The sequence below is a fragment of the Agrobacterium sp. GW821-FHT02D03 genome (genome assembly GCF_059421725.1).
In genome coordinates this window covers 62,073-79,014 of record NZ_JBWKVN010000002.1, presented here as the reverse complement: position 1 = coordinate 79,014, position 16,942 = coordinate 62,073, and the positions used below count along the sequence as shown (strand labels likewise).

The window sequence follows — 16,942 nt, the reverse complement described above, 5'->3', positions numbered from 1 at the left end:
CATGCCAATTTATCTGCAGTTGGACGGTATTCAGGGTGATGCGACTCATCAGGAACATCGCAAGTGGATGGACATCGAAGCCATCCACTGGAATGTGACGCGAAACATGAACACCGCTGCGGGCTCTGCAGCAAATCGAGAAGCATCCGAGCCCACCATTTCGGAAGTCATTCTCACGAAGGTCAGCGACTCCTCCTCCACCAAGCTGTTTCAAGAAGCATGCGCTGGCCGCCAGGGTAAAACTGCTACCATTCATTTGGTAACGACTGGGGATCCCGGCAATACCTATATTCAGTATCTCCTTACCAATACGCTGATCGCCAGCTATTCGGTCGATTCCAGCGGTGACCGTCCCGTCGAGACGATCAAGCTGAACTTCACGAAGATCGAAGTGAAGTATACGCCTGCAGACGAAAACAACTCGCCGCAGTCTCCAATGATCGCATCTTACGATCTGGCAACGACCAAGGCCGCCTGAGGAAACTGATCCGGTGCCCTTTCACAGGGCGCCGGATCACCCCCATTCGTGCTCTGCGGACCAATAGCGCTGAAGCGCTGATGGAGCCGCGTATATCGGTTGTACCGTTCACAAGGGAGGCGTCTTGAATGCCCAATTTTTCCGTTTCTACAGATAATTTTATTGTCCGGCCGGTTCGGCAAGATGAGGTCGTAGCCCCTCAAAAAATGGGTAGGGGACCAGATCTCTCCTATATGAGCCTCCCGGACGGCCCTAGACAATTTAATCAGCGGGCCGCAGTTGGCGGGGCTGCTGCTGCCGTCTTCAGCCAGGCTGCAGCTGCTCTGAACGAAGGTGCGATTTCCGTGTGGTTGCGGAAGTGGATACGGGCCAATGAAGCAAAGATTAGCCAGGCTCTCCTTCAGCATGGGCACAGCGCATTCGCCCTTCAAGTAAACTATGCTGTTGCAAACTCTTTCGGCAATCAGATGTTCTTGTCGAGGGATATATATCTTCTTGGCACTGCGCCCACGACAAAGGAGATTGGGACCGTTCTCACCTCGGACGTGATGTTTGGGCCCAAAGCGGATGCAATTCCAAACAACGCGACGAAATTCAAATACGCTTATCTCGTAGGGGAACGTCGTTGACGGACGCTACCGCAGTGTTTGAGCAAATTGTGTGAGCTCGTTCGATGGCGAACAGGCAGTTCCAGGTATTGGAAGCAGGGTTGAGCCGCCTTGCTTCACAACAGGTCATAGTGAAAGCCACAGTCCATGCGTGTCGCTTCTCATTTGATTGATCGCGGAGAGAGACCATGACCGACCAGCCCTCATCGTCTGATTTTATCCAGGCGAGCCGCGTTCTGAAGGTCAAGTCCCCGCTGGGTGAAGACCAGCTTCTCCCCGAACGCATGGTGATCCAGGAAGGCGTATCACAACTCTTCGAGATCAACCTCAGCGTCCGCGCCAAGAAGGAGTCAGTCAAGCCCGAGGAATTGATCGGCCGTCTGGTCGATGTCTCTGTGGAGGTGCAACAGGGCGATGGCGAAGAAGGAAGCGGAGTGCGCCGGCCATTCAACGGTCTTGTGACGGAGCTGCATGAAGGCCCGCCCATCACCCGCGGCCTGCGCTCCTACGCCTTGACCATCCGCCCGCAAATGTGGCTGCTCTCGCGCCGCTCCGACTGCCGCATATGGATGGACAAGACGGTGGTTGAGATTGCCGAGACGTTGTTTTCCGAACACGGCATTCCAGCACCCGATACATCCGGCATCATCACACCGCCGCCACCGCAGCATTACAGCGTTCAATGGAACGAAACGGACCTCGATTACCTCCTGCGCCGGTTCGAGGAGGACGGGCTGTTTTACTGGTTCAGCCACGAGGATGGCTCCCACAAGCTGCATGTGGCCGATAGCGCCAATGGTTGGCTTGGGCCATCTCCTTCCGCTCAAGGTGAAGGCAGGGTGAGGCTGGCGCAGGGCTCGTCGGATCGCAACCACATCAATGACTGGGCGCGCCGCTTCTCCTACGTGCCGGGCCAGCGTGCCGGTGCCGACTGGAACTTTGAGACACCTTCGATGGTGCCGGGCACCATGACGCCGTCCTTGGTGCAGATGCCGGATGCGACCAAGCGCGAGCTTTACGAGTATCCTTCCCGGATCAAGACGGTGGCAGAAGCCGAACGCGCTCAGAAGCTTCGAACCCAGGCCATCGAAGCCGACCACGACCGCGTCTTCGGCGCATCCACCTCCCGCATCCTCGAAGCCGGACGGCGCTTTACGCCTTATGAAGTAGCCCATCCCGAGCATGATTATGAAGAGCATGTGATCATCAAGGCGACCCACACCATCGTCGATCGCTCCTATGAGACAAACGGCAACGAACCGGAATACCGCAACAGCTTTGAGGCCATCCCGTCGCGCGTGCCGCTGACCCCGCACCGGACAACCAAGCGCCCCCGGATCGAGGGCACGCAGGTGGCGATCGTTGCAGGCCCGGCGGGAGAGGAAATCCACCCGGACCAATATGGCCGCATCAAGCTATGGTTCCCATGGGACCGCAAGGCGAAGAAGGATGGGACCGATACGTGCTGGGTGCGGGTGGGACAGAGCTGGGCAGGTTCCGCTTGGGGCGGACAGACTATCCCTCGTATAGGCATGGAGGTGATGGTGGCCTTCGTCGATGGCGATCCGGATCGACCACTTGTCACCGGTGTCGTCCCCAACCCCGCCAATGGCGTCCCTTACGAGCTTCCCGCTAACAAAACGCGCATGGTGCTGCGCTCTAATACCCATAAGGGCACCGGCTTTAACGAACTGTCCTTCGAGGACGAGGCAGGCAAGGAGCAGCTTTTTCTGCATGCGCAAAAGGATCATGATGTCCACGTGCTGAACGACACCCGCGAGCGGGTGGAACACGATCGCCATCAGCATGTGGCAAATGACAAGACGGGCTTTGTTGGTGGCGACTATGAGCAGGTGGTCGCCGGCAACGTGTCGATTGCGGTGGGACAGAACAAGCTGACCGAATATCTTCTTTCTCGCACGATGAACATGTTCGGCAATTTCTCAGATTTCATGCAGAAGATGCGGATTCCCGATCCGTTCAACTTCGCCAAAGGCAACTATCAAATGTTTATTGAGAAGAACAAATCAGAGATCGTCCATGGTGGCAGCTCTGAAATCGTGGGCGTTGCGAAATCAATAATCGTCGGGAATCTTTTTCAGACCACCGTTGGGAAGAAAATGAGTTTGATTGTGCGTGGACGTTACGATGCCGATATCGGAAGGATTCACAATATTAATGTCGGCGAGCAGTTCAATATTCGTGTCGGTGAAAATGTGCTGATCACGATGTCGAAGGAAGGTGACGTGACGATTAAGGCGAAGCGTATTCGGTTCAAGGCCGACCGAATCGATGAGAACTAATCGCCATGAGCGACAAGTCCCAACCGCAGGCGAAAAATCTTGAGGCGTGGCGTGGCAATCCCAACTTTGCGCCTATTCTACCGCCTCTGCCTTTACGGAGCTCAAGGCAGGAGCATGCGCTACGACAAGTTGTTCGCAAAGATTTGGAAGGGTTCTGTCCGGCTCCATCCTCGCAAAATGTCCGGCCTCCCTTCCTACCCGGCTACGAGCCTGTCTCATACAATCCTTGGCAATTCCCTCCTAACCCATACGGCGCCGTCAGTCCGCTGGTTGGCGGGCAAACGCCACAGCCGCATCAGAACACGCTTCTGTCCAGCGATGGTTTTGCGACGGATGCATCTTATACCGAGACAAACGGCGACCCCCATAAGGTCGCCGAGGAAGCGGAGCATCGCCCTGCCAACGAGCTCATAAAGGAAGAAGACGGAAAGGACCAGGATAAGCCGAGCGATCCAGAAGTCGCCGCAACCGCGAAATCCAAGGTTGAATCTGAAGAGGCTTACGAAAGGTCGAATACGAGATGGGCCGACGGGTCCAGGGGGAGTAAGCAAGGGCACACCTCGACATACAAGGAAACCGGAAAACCCATCAAAGGAAAGTACGAGATGGGTGCAAGTGTCGAGCAGAAATATGATGAAAAGTCATATTTTTCTTCTGAGGACAAGGATGGCTTTGCTCAGGGCAAGACAGGGTTTCTCAACAGAACGACCAAATCGTCAGCCGGCGTAGCGATTTCCGACGATTGGGCAGGGGGTAATACAAATATCACCGCGAAAGCGGGAGCATCGGCGTCTGCCAGCCTTCTAGAAATGAGTGGCACACTCAATAAAGATGGACTGGTAAATGCTAACGGCGGCGTCGATGTTATGAAAGGGGAAGCAATTGCCGAAGCGGGCGTAAAGCTTGGCGCATATAATGGCTCACCAACTGTAACAGCCCAGGGCAAGGTCGGCGTGGATCTGACCCTCGCGCAGGTGAAAGGCGGATTGGGAGTATCGGTCACACCGTATCGTGCAGGCAATTTCGTCGTCCATGCCTTCAACGGCATTGCCGAATGGGCGGAGTGGGATGCGCGGCTTGGGGAGATCGATAAAAGTTGGGATTGGGGCGTCTTCATTGAGCTTGGAGGAGAGGCGGGAATTGGCGCCTCAGCGACGGCAGAAGCCGAACTAGGCACCCTCGATGACGGCAAAACGGGTTTTAGGGCTAAAGCAAAAGCGGCACTTGGACCTAGTGCCGGAGCAAAGCTTGGTCTTGGCGTGCAATCTCCGACAAAATAGGCTTAGTGATGCTAAAAGGAAAATCTAACCCGCAGGACATCGGTAAAGTATGCCGAAACGCACTTCTTACAATCGGGATGTCCATACTTTCCAACTTTTTCCTCTCCGAGGTGGCGATGGCCCAGACCTATTCTACAGAGAGAATTCTTGCAACGACCACCGAAATCTCAGGCAAGTTCTCACGAAAAAAAATTGATCTCGGTGAGACCGGCTTCAGTTTCTCAACCATCTTGGATGACAGCTTGCATATTTGGACAGAGCCTTCACCCTCTAAAGAGGGCGTGATCGCGCGTATCTACGATCCGGAAAACCGAGACAAGCTGATGATCGAGGTGCAGCGCATTCAGTTTGCCTCTTTCGCCGATGCAAAAACTGCTGGATACGGCTTCCTAGCCCTAAACGGCTATAATCGGATTCTCCAGGACACGACCAAGACGAACAGCGTATTTGGTTTCCTCGCGGCAAGCGAGTTTAAGGAGGGAACTGGCTATGGTCGTATGGCCCGGCTCGCAGCTATCAGTCATGGACGCGAGGTTCTAATCATTCAGGCAACTTTCGACTATGGGGATTATCCTCGCTTCGAGGATGCTCTGTCGCGCTTTTTTGGCGGGATCCAGATGGAGAACGATAGCGAAGCCATTAAAAGCCTGAAGCAAGAAACTGCTAAATCCGGGGAGGTTTTCCTCTACCCGCGTGGCTGGGACCTGAAAATAGTCGATAGCAGCAACAAGCCGGAGGGAACGTCCGATTACAATCTCTCTTTAGGTGGCGAGGAATATCCCAATATCGTCGTCCATATCCGCCCGGTGGATTTGGCGAAAGGCACAGAAATCGCCATGGATATGATATCCACCTTTACTGAGCAGATAGATGACAGTGCGCAGGCCTCATTTGTTGGGGACGCGGACATGGAAACCATCAAAAGCCAATCGGGCGAAATTCTTGCACATTCCTATGCGCGAGGATGGGACACGAAGAGCGGCGGGCATTTCGTGACGGAGATTTATGTCCAGAAAAACGCGACGCCGTCTTCCATCTCGGTTCTGGGACTGAACACCTACGACGCGCGCAGGAACATCGCTTCCTTCGACAAGGATGCCCAGCAGATTATTTTCAAGGGATGGGTAACGGGGGTTTCCGCATATTCGGCGGCGAAAATCTCACTAGGGCAAACATACAACGAGATTGAGCAGGAGTTTGACCTGCGAGCGGTTGGACGTTGATCCGGTCGCCAGCTTACTGCGACGCGCAGAGTGGATATCAGGAGTAACCCATGAGCACTATGGAAGACAAACAAGTCTCTACATGGAGGGTCGTCCTCGCCTTCATTCTAGATTTTCTGACCTCTTTCATAGTTATTGGATACATCATTGCCATCCTTTTGGGGGGAACAACTGATGCAGGCTTTGAACTCAAGGGCGGGCCGGCATTCCTGCTTTTCGCAGCTGTCGTCGCGTATTTCATAGTGTTCAACCGTTTCTTCGGCGGCACAATCTGAAACACCTTCTTAAGGCGAAACGCTATCTTTTTCGCTAACCAGTGGAGCAACATCATCATGAAGCACGATATCTCTGCTGATCTCTCGTCGGCTCTTCAACCGATCGAGGCCGCCTCAGGTCTGGATCGGTTCGGCCTCCATCTGATCCTTGACGTTTCGGCCGCAGGCGTGCCAACCGTCGCTGGCATCGATCCCGGCCGAGTGATGGCAGGAAATCCATTTGCTCAGGATGCTGTGGGATGCTTGGCAATCGGTATGCAGCTGCCGACTGGCCAAGTGCTGTTGATCGGTCATGTGACCATCGACACAATCGCCCGGGCCTTCTCACAGGGTGTAACGTCGACAGTAAGCACGGTGTCTGAGAAGCCCCTTTGCCTGAAATGCGGTCGTTCGGAACTACGGCTCTATCCAGACGGCCGCATCCGTATACTAGGGGACGATGTGTCCATTGAGGCGCTGGGACGCACGGCTCTGAAAGGTGCGGTGGTCGAACTCAATTGAAACCAGGAGGATGGGCTCGATGTGGACGCTTGCCAACCGAACGCCATTTGCCGCTTTCTCGGGCTTTGACCGCGACAAGGAAGGCCGCAGCTACTGGTTCGTCTGGGCAAAAGGAACTTTTCGCATGCGCCACGGACGGTCGTGCCTGTTCGAGCGCAAGCAAATCGATCTTTTTCGTGCCCCTGTCTACCGCGCCGAAGTCGGCACAAGTGAGTTGATGGCTGATACTGATATCGGTCTTCCCAAAGCAAGGCCCGATTTCCTTTTGACCGGCCATGCCTACCGCCCAGCTTCGACATCCAGAAACGAGGCGTTCGAGGTTTCAGCCTCTATCGGATATTGGTCCAAGTCCCTTTCCGTCCAGCCCGCTATGATCCGCTTTGGAAGAACGGCGGAGCTATTGCAGGATGACGACGACGCGCCAGTCTTTCTTGGCTTTAGCAATGCGTTCGGCGGCACCGACGCGGACAGCGAAGCCGGCCGTTCGCAGGAATTTGCGGAGAACCCATTGGGTCTTGGTTACTGGGTGTCCGAAGCCGCCGCAAGAGGAAAGGCGCTTCCGCGCCTTTACGTGCCGGGGGCATCCCCCCTCACCAAATGGAACGACCGTGCAAAGCCGGCAGCTTTTTCCGCTATCCCGAAATCCTGGCCACAACGGGCGCAATATTCAGGCACCTACGACGAAAATTGGATGCGGAGAAAATCGCCGCTGCTACCCGACGACCTTCAGGAAGACTACTGGCAATGTGTGCCTGCAGACCAGCAACTCGATAAAACACCGCCCGTGGGTCAGACGATCACACTCACTAATGTGCTGCCGGACGGCGGCGATGCGTCTCTGAGGCATTTCACGACCGAAATGCCGACGTTGGAGTTCGAGCTGACAACGCGTTTCAAGCACCGTTGGCAGGAGACGTCCATGACGCTGCAAACTATCCATCTTTTTCCGGATGAGGGTTTGCTAACCTTAGCCTATTGCGGCGCTATGCCTCTACTAAGCGCTACCAACGATGTGCTGGTCGAGCGCAGTGAACTTGTACTGCGTGGCCATTCTGGTTTTCGCGTACGGCCGGACGATATGGACTGCTTCGACGGTCTTGGCATGGAGGTTTGACGATGCCCAACACTGTCTCCACTAATGGGCTAACAATGTCGCACAAGGGCACCGGCGGGTATGAGAAGAACTCGACTCCAGATGTTTGCTTAACGCCCTCCGGCCCTGTCCCTGTTCCCTACTCAATCATCTCTTTTTCTAAAGACCTTATTCGTGGCACGCGGACGGTTTTTGCCGATGGCGGGCATTCGGTGGCAGTCAAGGGGTCTGCACATACTCCAGGTTACGGCGACGAGCCGGGCACCCAAAAAGGGGTGATGTCCGGTACAAATATGCACGAATCCACTTGGATCACCTATTCGCCGAATGTCTATGCCGAAGGCAGGAACATCTGCCGCTTATCGGACAAGCTGTTCATGAATAACAAGAACTGCATATCCGGCGCCGGCGGACACTACGAGCCACCCGCCCAGTTGGAAGAACTGGTGAAGGAGCTTTGCAGGATTTTCTGTCAGGTTCGCGATGAATGGCACGAGTGCAAAAAAAAAGGCGGCAGTTGCAAGCGTCCTTCGACCTCGGCCAAAGAGCGAACAGCCAACGCGCTTAAAAGCGGGGACAGCCGCCTGTCGAAGGCCATCGCCAGAAAATTTCCCGGCGCTGTTGGACATGCCGAGAAGACATTTTTCGGTTCAGCAGACAAAATTTTCGACGGAGCCAGAAAAATCTATGATCAGTCCGCTATGAAGGCCGCTATAAAGCGGCAGATCGACAAACTAGTAAAAAGGAGAATCGTCGAGAAGGGTATGAAGATGGCCGGTAAAGCCTGGATGAAGCTTGTGCCCGGCCTCAATGTGCTCTCCACGATAGCGGATGCCGCAGACCTCGCTTACACTGGCTATGAAATTTACGACATGATTCAGCAGTCGCAAACGGTCATAGACAAGGCTATCAAAGTGGTCCCCGACGTTGGTATTCAGGGCAAGGACGGTGATCTGATCGAAGTCTATGACTATAAGTTTGACGATCCTGAGACGGGTTACCAGGATGAATGGCAGAGGAAGCAGAAGCAAGAGCAAGCCTATCGGCGTGCTTCGGGCAGGTCACCTAAAAAAATCGACAACGACACCTGCCGGTGCGACAAGAAGGGCGGCTTGGTTGTGCCTTCCAGCTAGTAAACGTAATTGGAGGCCTTGATGCTTGATTTCATTCTTTATGACGGAGAGCCGATTGCCGTGCCGGCTTTTCGCATCATCGCGATCATCGATGGTGACATACATGCCGATCGCAATCGAAAGATACTGGCTTCGATCTACGCAAAATTCGAGGCTCTTTTCGGTGAGAGAGCCAATGTTTCTTCCTACAATTTCACGGGATATACAGGTAAGATTCGGTGGACGAACCCCAAGATCATTGAAGACGGTCGTTCGTTTTTCGAAAATCAGAGTACAGAATATGGCGAGGGCCTCAGACGGTACGGCTACGCTCTCGATAGTTTTAAGGAGCCAGCCCTTCCGTTTTTCGGAGTTGAGCAGCGAAGTTATTTCAACTTTCTCGAGATTGCTATACCTGAAGACAATAACGCTGCGATGGATTTTGCGAATTTCGTGACAGAGCAGCTCATCAAGGCGCCGGTGATCAGCGGTGTCATGGGGATGGGCTTTTTTCTGCCTCCTTACAAAAGTAGCTTGCAGTTTATGATGGGCGGCACGACAGCTAGATATAGAGCCGCGATCGATGTCACGCCAGATATGCTCATGGACGGCCTTCGCAAGGAAGGCTCAGCTTATCGATGGAAGCCAGGAGAGCGACCGGGCATCTGCGATATCGGCTGGCGCACGTTTGTGGGCATCGAGTTCTGGGATCGTCTCCCCGATCACTCGGAGTTAAACAAAACGCTGGATGTACAAGTGGAAAAATCCGGCGGCGTTCTTTGCATAACCGCTGGCGATCGCCCGATCTGGGGTGACCTAAATATGGGTGAAGATATCGGAGCCTATAAGGCAGTAGCACGTTATCTTGCTCCTATTCGCATGCCACATGGCGCTTTGGAAGCATTCGCGTTCGGTGGCACCGGCACGCCGGAACAGAAGGATAAGGTAGAAGCCTATCTGACACGTTTTGATTAAGCCGCGCTCCCCAGAACTGAGAGTATCTATGTCCAGCGCCATCAAAGAAATAATCGTACAGTCGGGCTCCCTGCCGCTCTATCTCCGAACGTTCCGGATCAATGTGCATTATTGCGCGGGAATGTTTCCTGACATCGAGCGGCAGGATACGATCGAAGAGGCTTTTGAAGAGTTGCAGGACGCTTTTCAGTTGGGTTTTTTCTGCTGGGATTATTTCCCCACCCGCGAAACGGCGAAGGTGACGCTGGAGTGGAACGCAGATAGTCATATGACCGTCGATGTTGTAGGCAATGGCCTGCACTATAACGCGCTGGTGGCCACGGTCCGGTTGGTCGTCAATCTTCATCATACGAATCTTGAGACATATGAATCTCTCAAGAGCCTGCTCAGAGACGATATAGACGCGTTGCCCAAACCGAAGGCCTTTCGCGAGACCGTAGCCTCTTTGGTCATATCCGAGATGGATCGCGCTGATCAGCGGATGGTGGTCACTCCAGATGTCCTAACCTATGCCGAGGAAGGGATAATCTTCCCTGCTTACGCGCCGCTGCAAGGAGCGATGAATGAGGACTTTATGGACAACGGCGGTGTGAAATTGGATAGACTGATTATTACATCGCCAGTCGATAAGTTACTTCCATCCCAAGACCTTGAAAAAATTGAGGACTATTTTCTCCGTTTGGTCGACAGCGGCGTATTTACGTCCATGGATAAGCTTGACCAACAAATTCGAGATAACGAAGCTGAAATATTCGAACGTAAGTGTGGCGACGAGACCCAACTGCTGCTTAGAGACTATCATGAACAAAAATACGGGGTTGTGGAATTTCTGAACGTCATCTCTGGCGGTGACATCAACCGTCTGGTCATTAGCGATGAGAGCGACGGTTGACGTCTATGTTTACGGTTCTTGAATGTGGTCTTTCGTCCGCTTTAGGCGCGGGCGTCGATGCGACACATGCCTCACTGGAGGAAGAGAAATCTGCCCTCTTTCGGTATGAAACGTTTATTGGCAGCGATTTTCAACCGCAACTCTGCGCTTTCAGGCAAAAAGACAGGATCGGCAAACTTGCATACCGTTTGCGTGAGTTGCTTCATGAGGCAACTGCTGATCTAATTGCGCGCTTGGCCTTTCGCGATGAACCGTTGTCAGCTTTAAGTGGCCGAGGAGCAAAGTTGATCCTCATCCTTCCGGAAGTCGACGAGTCGAGCGGGCTCGATAAGGCCTCACTTGCAGTTGTCGGTCGCAACCTGATAAATGACATGAGCGATAGCCTATCTAACAGGTTAGGTATTGTCATCTCAGAAACGGTGATAAGGGCCGCCGGCCACGCCGGGGTAGGATCTGCAGTTGCGGATTGCCTCATGGAGCCGTCAAAGGAGCGCGATAATGTCGTTTTGATTGCGGCAGTGGACAGCTATAATGATCGGCAGCGGCTGAACCGGCTCAATGATCAGAGACGCCTCTTCAACCAACAAAATCAATTTGGCTTCATTCCAGGTGAAGCAGCTGGCATCCTTTTATTCAGGAGAGAGACCGAGGTCACCCCATCTTTGAAGGTTGTGGGTGCGGGACATAGGGTGGAGCCTGTCAGAGAGTACCAAGAGGCTGACAGTGTCTTCAATGCGTTAAGCGAGGCAGCATTCGTGGCGACAGATCTCGCCTTTAGCGGGCGTAGAGAAATGTCGATCAGTGCCTGGATCGCCGATTGGAACAACAGTCGCTACCGCGCCACCGAATTGTCTTTTGCTATTCACCGCCTGAACTCTGCCTGCCTGAAGAGTGACCTACTACCCGTTTTTCCTGCGTTGCAGTTCGGTGATGTTGGTGCTGCGTATGGATGCCTTGCGATCGCTTTAGCGCGGTCAGCAAGAACGTTCTCCCTTACATTCGGCTCAGAGCATACCAATGCAGACACAGGCTATGAAGAGCTGTTTCTAGTATCAGCGGGCAGTATAGTGAGTGGTTTGCGGTCGGCGATGGTCTTGTCACGTGGCTGACCCCGCCTCACCATTGAAAGCACGCTGAAGGTAAAGCTTGCAATCGCAACTAAAGCGTCAAAAAAATCTGTAGAGAAAAGGGATATGGGTATGAGCTCGGTTATGAGTTGTTGGAACATCAAGAAGTGTTCACGTCCGTGGGATATTGGCGGAGCAGCTCCGAAACTAAGATAACACCCCCTCTGATGACAGGCACGAATTGCAAAGCAGCAACCAGCCATACTGGAACGCGCATGGTTCGCCGGATACAGTTTGGTTCAAATTGTGAGGCCACGGCTGGTTCGTCTAGTACGGCACCGTATCGTTCTTTGGCCTCGGCGAGGGCGGAATGTTTCCGATGGGCTCGACAATCCGCCTGTTATTGAACGAGGCTAACCGTTTGAGCGTGGCGAACTCTACGTCTTCGAAGTTGTGCCCGGTCTCGGTGCATGTGTTAAAAGAAAGGCCAGATTTGGATGGCGATGCTGCCGCGTCGAGTGCTAACGAGATATCTGATCACGCTTTTTACAATCCCTGCCTTTTTTTCACACGCCAGCGCCGAGCAGGCAAAAGCAAAGCAGCAGCAACTGGACGGGCCAAGGACCTTGGACGATCAGGACGCAAGACAACTTGGTTATGTCAGACTGCCATTGGATCTGGGCAATGGTGTCAAGGTTTCATTCCTAGCTAAGGAAAATTCGCTCACGACGCCCCAGGGCAAAATCGACGCCGTCAAGGCTCCGGGACGCGCCGAACTGGCGAAGGTTTTTGTTCCCGACGAGCGTGACAATTTCGAGGTTACGGTCTCGGTGCTGAGGCCTGGGTTCGCCGCTGAGGCTCCTTCTGTCAGCGAGCAGTTGCTGATGGAAAATGGGTATGGCATCACCGACGCGGATCATGCGTCCTTAACCTCCGCGGATGCTCGTGGCCAGACGCTGGACCACAGCAAGGTGCAGAGGACTGCGCGTTCGCTCTGCCAGGTTCGGCAAGACATGCTGATCTGCTTCTTCATGGAAGGCGATACTGAATATGGAGATCAGTTCGCCAATCAGGCGGAGATCATGGCGAATTCACTCAGCTTCGATGAGGGACCAGAGGAAGGTTTCGCGTCAAGCCAGATTGAAGCGGTTGATCTTCCGCTGGGCTCAAGAGGGACCATTGCGCTGGACTATCCGTCGGAATTTTCCGTTGCCTCCAATGATTTCAAGGGAGACCTCCCGGGGACGTTGCAACTCCAACAGGATAGCGACGATGACCCTCTGTCGGTGATCATAATTGCGGCATCTGCAGGCTCTGCGCCACCTAATGCGGAGGCGGTAGATTCCGTTGCCGATCAACTCATTGGCGGTTGGCTAAAACAAAACGAAAAATTGTTTGCCAATCCGGCTCTTGCCACGAAGGGTGATCTGGCTGGGCTTGGCAGCGGCGGCATAGGGCGTTCCTACGCCTACATCGTTGATAAGCTGGCAGGGGGTGGCGGCCAGGCACAAATCCGTCTCAGCCTGTTCGCATCTGGTGGTGTCCGCTATTCCGTGCTGATGGTGACTCATTACTCCCCAAAGGTTGATGAGACGGAGCGATTCTTCGCCCGGCTTGGCGGCATCACGGGCTACGATCTCGTGATGCAGTCGATCCTTCACCACTTACACTGAACATCCCTTCAACTCGACGATTAGGATGTCAAAGCCATGACCGGGATACCCGACAGGAAGACGTACGCTTCGCGCCAGACGCTTGGTGATGAGGATGCGTGGGGAAAGATGATGGCTCTGGCAGCGATGATCGAGATAGATCAGGCCACAGGCGCGATGACGATCAGGAATGGTAAGTCATCGCTTGTTTTGCGGTTGGATGGCCGGGTTACTGTGCGTGGAGTGAGAATACTACAAACGGCCGAACGAAACATCAGTCTCGAAGCGCCCACGATCGATTTGAACTGAGGGCCCCGCATGTGGGAGATCGACAACCGTAGCCCATTCGCGTCGTTAGGATATTTTGGGCGTGACAAAGGCGGCCCGGAATACTGGGTGGTGGCCGTGCGTGCGCGATTTGCAATAGCAGAAGACGGTTTCAGCCGGATTTCCGACAGCCAAGGCGATATCCGCCTCCGCCCCGAATATGGCGATGACCGGGCGGAAGAACTGGTGAGGGAGTCTGACTTCTCGCCGTTTAGTCCGTGTGTCGACTTTCTGTTACACAGTCGGAATACCGCGGCCCACGAGCGATCGGTCGAAAAAAGTTCAGGTCGGATTTGAGCTCGCTAGCCGTTCCAAGCGTGCTGTTGCATTCGGCACTAGGCGACTTCGAGTGCAGGGAAAGGTTCTGAAGCTGGATGGGGACGAAGCCTTCCGTTCCTGCCAGCTGAGCTGGCGCAATAGTCTAAGGCGGTGCTGATCTAGTCAGTCCGGATGGGCCAGCGCATTCGGCAAGTCCGATCGGTAAGAGTTGGACTGCAAAGTGGCCGCGGCTTGCCTCTGGGTCGGAGATTGACATGCCGCCCATAGAAGATCCGGAAAGGCCGATCAGCGAGGGACCGCTTCCCGATCCTGTCGGCTTCGGGCCGCTGCAGCCCGTTGAATACTAGTTTCAGATCGAATAGCGTTAGTGAGGCGAAAGCAATAATGACAGATGAAAGAGCGCTTAGCGCAGATGCCCGAGACTGGAGTTTTTTAGACACCGTCGGCATCGCATCCGATCGTGGTGTTCCCATGCTGCGGTTCGGGCACTACATCGATTTCGCGTTGCAAAAGGCAACCAGCCTCGAAATGCGCGAGGCCATGGCGGACGTCATCCTCGAGTACAGACAAATATTCAATGAGAAGCTGACCCACTACATTCCACATAATGGACGCAAGCTGAGTACTTTGCGTGGCTTCGATTATGGCAGCTATATTAGTGAACTTGCACGCAAGCCGAACGATGTGAAGAATGATGATGGTTTCGAGGCCACATTGTTCGGGTATCCCTACGGAGGCGATGTCGACGATCCCACCATCTATTACGCTGAAGCTATCGGAGAAACCGAAACCCGAGAGTTTTCAAGCATTAGCATTTACATGCCCGCCAGCTGGCCAGAATCAGTTGGTTATGAACATTATCGATCGCTCATCGGCAGTTGGTGCGAAAAGCTGAAACCCGCATATGGCACCGCTGGTCTCTCGATCCTGTTCAACGAAGGACGGCAGGGACTTTCTGATCGTCTACTTGCATTTCCGATTGCGAAACGGTTTCCTGGTCTTGATGTACCCGAACATTCTCGTTGGTACGTTCGCATGAACCGTCTACGGAAACGAGCTATAAGAACCATAAATTGGTTAACGTTTATCGACAACGGTTTGGTAAGCGAACTTGGCGGACAAGCGAAACTTGTAGAAGATTTGGGAACATCATGTCCTATTTACCCTTACAGCGGCGGAATTATTGTTCAGGCGGGTGAGAGACCGGAATTGGGCGATGTGAATAGGGGGATGATACCGAAGGCGTACCAACACGTTTCCCGAGTAATGCTGCCTATCCGCTTTATCGAACACCAGCGTCCGTTGATCGACGCGCCACCGCCTCTAGATTCCTTGGAGGAGACAATCAATTGGGTCAAACGGTTCGATTGATGGATCTTAAAAATATCAGCTTGAAAAATGGCCGTTTGTTTAGTCATGGGCGAAATGTAAATTTCATCTGAGATCGTGAGAGAACTGGACAAGTCGAGCTGACAGCACCGTCATTTCTCAAATCTCTTTCGCGCTGGAGCTCTATCTCCTGTGTGGCCGGCACGGCCCGCCCTGATCGCCGCGCCTAGAGAGATGAAACGATGAGTGAGATACAGGTAACATCTGATCATGCAGAAAAGGCTTGATGAAGTCGAGTTGCTTAACAACGGCGTCGTTGTCGCGAAAGTGGGTTTTGCTTTCGAGCTCTACCTTTCAAATGGCCAAGCGGGAGCGACGCGTCTGGCGCTTTGAAAAAATACTGAGGGAGTACCATGCCGTATTCCATGGTCAGTTATCGCACTATCTCAAGGTCGACGCGAACCGGCTGACAATGATCGATGCTGAGGCCTATCTGGATTATTTTGACGAGAAGGCCAGCACTATTTCACCTGATGAGCCAATGGACGCGATGGTGTTCGGTTATCCTGACAAGAAGATTGTCGATGAGCCCCAGGCTTTGGCGATTTCATTCATGGCGAGCGGTCCCGAGCCTCTTTTTCCGCACGGAAATTCCAGCATTTGCGCTTACTTTCCATGCTCCTTCATCGTTGAAAAAGGATATCATTATTTTCGCGGTCTCGTTGGCCGCTGGTGCTCTATGGTCGATGCCGTTCACGGCAGTGCCGGCTTTAGCGTTCTGTTCGAACACGGCTTCTTTTCCGGGAGTTCTGGAGGAGTGGCCACCTTACCGGCTCTGAGACGATTTCCCGGCCTGGATTTTTCTGACCCCAATGTATTTCAGGTGGAGGCTGCTCGTAGCGATGGTCTTCAAATTAAATCGATCAACTGGCTGACCATTCTATCCGATAAAATTGTCGAGCGCCTTGGCGGAAGGCAGGTACTAGAAGCTAAATTGGGAGCTCGTGCCCGGTTTTTGACTTCAACGGCGGCGTGATAGTCCAGGCGGGAGACGAACCGCAACTGGGAGACAACAACCGCAGGATCGTCCTCGATGACTATCGTCGAGTTGCGGGAGCGCGGAAAATGGTGCGGTTCGAAGACTACAAGCTCGGATTGATTGCCTTGCCCGAGCCATATGACAACATGGAAGAGACGTTGAGTTGGATTAGGCGCTTCGATTGATCGACCGTAGTCCAATATGACGAAGCCATTGCCACTATCGTTTAGGGGTATTGTGCATTGCGACAACATTTCGATATGTGGATGCGCTTCATCCTGGCCGGCCTGTAAAATAACTTCGAGACGCAAGCGCCCAATGCGAAAGTAGCACATACATGCCCATCTTCTTAAAGGTGTTATGCACACGTTCTCCCGCGGCAAAAGCGGAGTTAAAGGTTTGGGATTTGCAGCCTATTAGGGGATGGGACTGTGGTGTGGAGTGATCTCTAGCGTCATCTATGCTGCGTTAGCGATTGCTTAGGCTGAGAGGGAAAGCGCGCCGGCCCC

General features: G+C 53.6%; 18 protein-coding genes and 2 pseudogenes. 19 read left to right on the top strand and 1 reads right to left on the bottom strand.

Annotated features, from left to right (window positions below):
• The first annotated feature begins 1 nt into the window (after position 1).
• The 12 genes from AC07U5_RS13925 (at position 2) to AC07U5_RS13870 (ending at position 11,849) form a co-directional block, all read left to right on the top strand.
• Positions 2 to 478, top strand: coding sequence for an Hcp family type VI secretion system effector (locus AC07U5_RS13925; protein WP_062426859.1), 477 nt, complete (start codon positions 2 to 4; stop codon positions 476 to 478).
• 128 nt (positions 479 to 606) lie between these two features.
• Positions 607 to 1,107, top strand: coding sequence for a hypothetical protein (locus AC07U5_RS13920; protein ID WP_133178059.1), 501 nt, complete (start codon positions 607 to 609; stop codon positions 1,105 to 1,107).
• 167 nt (positions 1,108 to 1,274) lie between these two features.
• On the top strand, positions 1,275 to 3,389 hold the full coding sequence (gene tssI / locus AC07U5_RS13915; protein ID WP_494723352.1) for a type VI secretion system tip protein TssI/VgrG: 2,115 nt from the start codon (positions 1,275 to 1,277) through the stop codon (positions 3,387 to 3,389).
• Positions 3,390 to 3,394: 5 nt separating this feature from the next.
• Positions 3,395 to 4,669 (top strand): hypothetical protein, encoded by a 1,275-nt coding sequence (locus AC07U5_RS13910; RefSeq protein WP_494723351.1) that lies wholly within the window; start codon positions 3,395 to 3,397, stop codon positions 4,667 to 4,669.
• An 8-nt stretch (positions 4,670 to 4,677) separates the two neighbouring features.
• Positions 4,678 to 5,892, top strand: coding sequence for a hypothetical protein (locus AC07U5_RS13905; RefSeq protein ID WP_494723350.1), 1,215 nt, complete (start codon positions 4,678 to 4,680; stop codon positions 5,890 to 5,892).
• A 50-nt stretch (positions 5,893 to 5,942) separates the two neighbouring features.
• Positions 5,943 to 6,167 (top strand): hypothetical protein, encoded by a 225-nt coding sequence (locus tag AC07U5_RS13900; protein ID WP_144622164.1) that lies wholly within the window; start codon positions 5,943 to 5,945, stop codon positions 6,165 to 6,167.
• Between the two features lie 57 nt (positions 6,168 to 6,224).
• Positions 6,225 to 6,668: a hypothetical protein gene (locus AC07U5_RS13895; RefSeq protein ID WP_144622162.1), complete on the top strand. Its 444-nt coding sequence runs from the start codon at positions 6,225 to 6,227 to the stop codon at positions 6,666 to 6,668.
• Between the two features lie 19 nt (positions 6,669 to 6,687).
• A complete protein-coding gene (locus AC07U5_RS13890; RefSeq protein WP_494723349.1) occupies positions 6,688 to 7,782 on the top strand; it encodes a DUF2169 family type VI secretion system accessory protein in 1,095 nt (364 codons plus the stop codon).
• A 2-nt stretch (positions 7,783 to 7,784) separates the two neighbouring features.
• Positions 7,785 to 8,894 carry a DUF4150 domain-containing protein gene (locus AC07U5_RS13885; protein WP_494723348.1) on the top strand — a complete coding sequence of 370 codons (1,110 nt, stop codon included), beginning with the start codon at positions 7,785 to 7,787 and terminating at the stop codon, positions 8,892 to 8,894.
• A gap of 21 nt (positions 8,895 to 8,915) precedes the next feature.
• A complete protein-coding gene (locus AC07U5_RS13880) occupies positions 8,916 to 9,848 on the top strand; it encodes a hypothetical protein (protein WP_494723347.1) in 933 nt (310 codons plus the stop codon).
• A gap of 28 nt (positions 9,849 to 9,876) precedes the next feature.
• Positions 9,877 to 10,740, top strand: coding sequence for a hypothetical protein (locus AC07U5_RS13875; RefSeq protein ID WP_494723346.1), 864 nt, complete (start codon positions 9,877 to 9,879; stop codon positions 10,738 to 10,740).
• A 5-nt stretch (positions 10,741 to 10,745) separates the two neighbouring features.
• Positions 10,746 to 11,849, top strand: coding sequence for a hypothetical protein (locus tag AC07U5_RS13870; protein ID WP_062597828.1), 1,104 nt, complete (start codon positions 10,746 to 10,748; stop codon positions 11,847 to 11,849).
• 265 nt (positions 11,850 to 12,114) lie between these two features.
• Here the strand turns inward: AC07U5_RS13870 and AC07U5_RS13865 are convergent.
• Positions 12,115 to 12,260 (bottom strand): annotated as a pseudogene (locus AC07U5_RS13865) (IS3 family transposase); the annotation flags it as partial.
• Positions 12,261 to 12,304: 44 nt separating this feature from the next.
• Between AC07U5_RS13865 and AC07U5_RS13860 the strand changes: the two are divergent.
• The 7 genes and pseudogenes from AC07U5_RS13860 (at position 12,305) to AC07U5_RS13830 (ending at position 16,618) form a co-directional block, all read left to right on the top strand.
• A complete protein-coding gene (locus AC07U5_RS13860) occupies positions 12,305 to 13,480 on the top strand; it encodes a hypothetical protein (protein ID WP_494723345.1) in 1,176 nt (391 codons plus the stop codon).
• 36 nt (positions 13,481 to 13,516) lie between these two features.
• Complete coding sequence (locus tag AC07U5_RS13855; protein ID WP_494723344.1) at positions 13,517 to 13,768, top strand: hypothetical protein; 252 nt, start codon at positions 13,517 to 13,519, stop codon at positions 13,766 to 13,768.
• 9 nt (positions 13,769 to 13,777) lie between these two features.
• The gene (locus tag AC07U5_RS13850) at positions 13,778 to 14,083 is read left to right on the top strand and encodes a DUF2169 domain-containing protein (RefSeq protein ID WP_494723343.1); all 306 of its coding nucleotides are present in this window, start codon (positions 13,778 to 13,780) and stop codon (positions 14,081 to 14,083) included.
• 143 nt (positions 14,084 to 14,226) lie between these two features.
• Positions 14,227 to 14,412, top strand: a pseudogene (locus AC07U5_RS13845) (DUF2169 domain-containing protein); the annotation flags it as partial.
• Positions 14,413 to 14,449: 37 nt separating this feature from the next.
• Positions 14,450 to 15,436 (top strand): type VI immunity family protein, encoded by a 987-nt coding sequence (locus tag AC07U5_RS13840; protein ID WP_494723342.1) that lies wholly within the window; start codon positions 14,450 to 14,452, stop codon positions 15,434 to 15,436.
• Positions 15,437 to 15,680: 244 nt separating this feature from the next.
• Positions 15,681 to 16,430, top strand: coding sequence for a type VI immunity family protein (locus AC07U5_RS13835; protein ID WP_494723341.1), 750 nt, complete (start codon positions 15,681 to 15,683; stop codon positions 16,428 to 16,430).
• Complete coding sequence (locus tag AC07U5_RS13830) at positions 16,427 to 16,618, top strand: hypothetical protein (protein WP_494723340.1); 192 nt, start codon at positions 16,427 to 16,429, stop codon at positions 16,616 to 16,618. The genes AC07U5_RS13835 and AC07U5_RS13830 overlap by 4 nt, the downstream gene beginning before the upstream one ends.
• Positions 16,619 to 16,942: the final 324 nt, after the last annotated feature.